This window comes from Streptomyces sp. C (assembly GCF_000158895.1).
GTDB lineage: Bacteria > Actinomycetota > Actinomycetes > Streptomycetales > Streptomycetaceae > Streptomyces > Streptomyces racemochromogenes.
Genome location: NZ_GG657750.1, coordinates 724,040 through 727,763, shown reverse-complemented (window position 1 = coordinate 727,763; position 3,724 = coordinate 724,040). Strand labels below are relative to the sequence as shown.

The following is a 3,724-nucleotide window of genomic DNA, read 5'->3' as shown; positions in this document are numbered from 1 at the left end:
CTGGCCACGGCGCTGCGCGGCCTTCTCTCTTGAGGCCGGCGGGCGGGTCGGGGCCTCCCGCCGCGCCGTCAGCAGCTCAGGTTGCTCCCCGGGGTGACACCCAGCAGCTGGGTGAAGCTCTGGTACTTGCTCACCCGGCTCTGCACCTGCGCGGGGTTCCCGCCGTTGCACTCCAGGGCCCCGTTGATGGAGCGGATCGTCTCGCCGAAGCCGGCGCCGTTGACCATGGCGGCGTGCGCGGTCATCGTGCCGGGGCCGTTCTGGGTGTTCCAGTACCAGAGCGCCGTCTTCATCGCGACGGCCGGGTCCTGCTCCACCAGGTAGGGGTTGGCGAGCAGGTTGATGCCGAGGGCGTCGCCCGCCGCCTTGTAGTTGAAGTTCCAGCTGAGCTGGATCGGGCCGCGGCCGTAGTACGCGGCCTGGCCGGCGGGACAGCCGTAGGGCTGGGTGGCATCGCAGTAGTGCGGGTAGTTGGCGGTGTTCTGTTCCACTATGTACACCAGCCCGCCCGTCTCGTGGGAGACGTTCGCGAGGAAGGCGGCCGCCTCGCGCCGCTTGACGGTGTCGTCGCCGGTGTTGGCGAAACCGGGATACGCGGAGAGCGCCGCGACCAGGCCGTTGTAGGTGTAGAAGGGGTTCCGGTTCGGGAACATCTGGTTGAACTGGGCCTCGCTGACCACGAAGCCGGACGGGTTGCCGGTGCCCGGGTCGGGCTCCTGGCCCCCGCCGCCGCAGGCGCCCTGGTCAGACCAGACGCCCCACTGGCCGGTGGTGCCGGGCGTTTCGCCCTGGGTCCACCACTTGGCCTGCCAGTTGTGGCCGCCGTACGAGACGCCGGCGCCGCCCGTGTAGACGGCGGAGGAGCTCCAGGCCCCGGCACAGGCGGGGGCCGCGGCCGCGGGGGAGGCGGGTAGGGCGACGGCCAGGCCGAGGGTCGCGGCGGCGGCCGCGGCGAGGGAGAGGGCTCGGCTTCGAAGCGTGCGTATCACGTAACTGCTCCTGGGGTGGGGGGAATTGTCGCGTGAAGGTGGGGGCGACAACTACCGCCACTGAACCGATAATGGTCTGGACCTGTCAAGGTCTAGACCAAATCCTTTGCCGTGGGCCCAGGACACGCCGGAGCGGCGTGGCGGTCGGACCGCCACGCCGCTCCGGGGCCGCTGGGTCAGCTGCCGGCCGAGAGGTTGCCCGACAGGACCGGAATGTTCTCCACGAGGTGCGAGAGCGTCTCGTCGCCCTTGGCCTGGGTGGAGTTCTCGGCGCACTGCTGGTTCTGCGGGTTGGAGGCGATCGGGATGTCCTGGACGCCGACGTTGATCAGGGCCAGAACCGACTGGACGTTGACCTTGGCGGGCAGGCCGATGCAGAGCTTGTTCAGCGAGCCCTGGACCGCGGAGAGCTGCGGGCTCAGCTTGCCCGAGGTCTCCTGGTTGCCGTAGATCTGGTCGGCGTTGTTGCCGTTGACCGTGTTGATCCCGTTGTCATTGCCGATCGCCATCGCCGGGGAGGCCGCGAGGGCGCCCGCACCCAGGACGGAGGCGGTGACGGCGGCGGTGGCCATGAACTTCTTGAGCATCGTGAGGATCCTTCTGTCGCATGTGCTGTCCCCGGCGGGACGCACTGCCCAACTGCCGACCGCCCCAGGAGTTATCGCCCGTCACCCGGGCGGCCCAACGGGTCCGCCGGCGCGCAGGCGCCGCCGCCGGTGCGGATCGCGCGGAGGGCGGCCGCGTGGAGGGTGCCCGGGTCGCCGTGGGGCACGGGGCTGCCGGTGAGCGTGTACCACTCGTCCGCGTCCGTGTACTGGATGTCGAAGCGGACCTCGCCGCCCGCCCCGCCCGTGGTGCGCAGCGTCAGCGGGCCCGTGATGACGCCGACCTCGTCGGTCATGGCGCCGCCGGGACCCGCGAGGACCTCGTCCTGCCACTGCCGGGGGGCCGTCATGAGGCGCAGGTGTCGATCATGGTGGTGAGCACGGCCCTTTCGGCGTCGGTGACGGTCAGACCGTAGTGGGACTTCACGGTGGTCCAGGCACGCCCGTACTGGCACCAGCTCGCCTTGTCCGGCGGCTGCCACAGGTCGGGACTCTGGTCGCCCTTGGAGCGGTTGGACGCGGCCGAGACGGCCAGCAGTTGCGGCCGCGTCAGGTCGTTGGCGAAGGCCTTGCGCTTCGCGGCGTCCCACCCCGAGGCGCCGGAGCGCCAGGCCTCGGCCAGCGGCACCATGTGGTCGATGTCCAGCTTCGAGGCCTCGTCGACCGCGACGCCGTCGTACAGGCTCTTCCAGCTGCCCGACACGGCGCGGCACTCGGAGTCCTGGGTGACCTCCGCCCCGTCGCGCTTGAGGACCGTCTCGCGGGTGTCGCACTTGTTGCCCTGCTCGGCCCAGTGCGTGAACTTGTCCCGGCTGTACCCGGCCATCGTGCCGGGCTTGCCGGTGGTCAGCGAGGCGAGCTGGGTCCGGGCGACGGCCGCGCTCGCCATTCCCGGCAGCACGTCCCCGGAGGCCGGCTTGGCGTCGCCCGCGGAAGGGGAGGGCGCGGGAGCCGACGCCCGCGCGGAGGGACTGGCACCGACGGGTGTCCGCGCCGGCTTGCCGTCCCCGGGACTCCCCGTCCCCCCGCACCCGCTCACCCCGAGCAGCAGCGCCACGGCCACCACCCCGCCGCGTACACCTGTGTGACGATCCATGACCCCACCCCGGACGAGACGCTTCGCGAACTGACCCGGGAAGACTACCCATAACCGGACATCCAACCACGCACCGGTCCCGGTCGCCGGGTCAGCACACCTCGGTGGCCGTCCGCCGGCAGGTACTGCGGCGGTCCTCGATCTGCCTCCAGCGGTCGCCGTGGACGGTGGTGACGACCTGCGGCTCCCGCAGGAAGTCGTGGGGGAAGCCGAGCGGTACGGCGCTCACCTCGTCGAGCCGGGCGACGGCGTCGGCGTCGAGGCGGACGTCGAGACAGCCCAGGTTGTCGGCGAGTTGGGCCTCGTTCGTGGCCGCGATGATCGGAACGATGTTGCCCGGGCGCCCGAGGAGCCAGGACAGCGCCACCTGGGCCGGGGTCCAGCCGCCCTGCTCGGCGATCTCCAGCACGGCGGTGATGACGTCCTCCTCCTGAGGGGACGCCGCCGTGTCCCAGGAGTCCAGCCGGCCCCCCTCGCCCCGGCGGTACTTGCCGGTGAGCTTCCCGGCCGCCAGCGGTGCCCAGGCCAGTACGGCCTGGTCGAACGCCCGCGCCTGCGGCAGCAGTTCACGCTCGGGCGTCCGTTCCAGCAGGTTGTAGCGCAGCTGCGAGCCGGCGAACGCCGTCCAGCCCCGCAGCTCGGCGAGGGTGTTCGCCTGCGCGATTTCCCAGGCGGGCCAGTCCGAGACGCCGACGTACAGTGCCTTCCCCGTGCGGACGAGGTCGTCCAGTGCGCGCATCACCTCGTCGACCGGGGTGAAGTTGTCGCGGGCGTGCACCCACAGGACGTCGACGTGGTCGGTCCGCAGCCGTTCCAGGCTGGCCTCCACCGACCGCACCAGGCTCTTGCGGTGGTTGCCCGCCGCGTTGACGTCGCCGTCACGGGTCGCGCAGGTGTACTTGGTCGCCAGCACGAACCCGTCGCGCCGTCCCTGGAGGAGTTCGCCGAGGATCCGCTCCGAACCCCCGTCCCCTAGATGTTCGCCGTGTCGACGAAGTTCCCGCCCGCTTCTCGTAGGCGTCGAGGAGGCGGGA

At 71.4% G+C, this 3,724-nt stretch carries 4 protein-coding genes and 1 pseudogene; all 5 read right to left on the bottom strand.

The window, feature by feature from the left end; translation table 11 throughout:
* Window positions 1-68: 68 nt before the first annotated feature.
* On the bottom strand, window positions 69-926 hold the full coding sequence (locus SSNG_RS03300; protein ID WP_277752160.1) for a glycoside hydrolase family 19 protein: 858 nt from the start codon (window positions 924-926) through the stop codon (window positions 69-71).
* A 239-nt stretch (window positions 927-1,165) separates the two neighbouring features.
* Window positions 1,166-1,576: a rodlin gene (locus SSNG_RS03295; protein ID WP_007262372.1), complete on the bottom strand. Its 411-nt coding sequence runs from the start codon at window positions 1,574-1,576 to the stop codon at window positions 1,166-1,168.
* A gap of 71 nt (window positions 1,577-1,647) precedes the next feature.
* Entirely contained in the window at window positions 1,648-1,944 is a 297-nt protein-coding gene (locus tag SSNG_RS03290; protein ID WP_042800469.1) for a hypothetical protein, read from the bottom strand.
* Window positions 1,941-2,690: an HNH endonuclease family protein gene (locus SSNG_RS03285; RefSeq protein ID WP_128636850.1), complete on the bottom strand. Its 750-nt coding sequence runs from the start codon at window positions 2,688-2,690 to the stop codon at window positions 1,941-1,943. Before SSNG_RS03285 ends, SSNG_RS03290 begins: the two co-directional genes overlap by 4 nt.
* Before the next feature lie 91 nt (window positions 2,691-2,781).
* A pseudogene (locus SSNG_RS03280) lies at window positions 2,782-3,724 on the bottom strand (aldo/keto reductase); the annotation flags it as partial.

Coding starts and splice junctions, on each gene's coding strand:
- SSNG_RS03295 (WP_007262372.1), bottom strand. CDS start 1,576: ATGCTCAAGAAGTTCATGGCCACCGCCGCCGTCACCGCCTCCGTCCTG.
- SSNG_RS03290 (WP_042800469.1), bottom strand. CDS start 1,944: ATGACGGCCCCCCGGCAGTGGCAGGACGAGGTCCTCGCGGGTCCCGGC.
- SSNG_RS03285 (WP_128636850.1), bottom strand. CDS start 2,690: ATGGATCGTCACACAGGTGTACGCGGCGGGGTGGTGGCCGTGGCGCTG.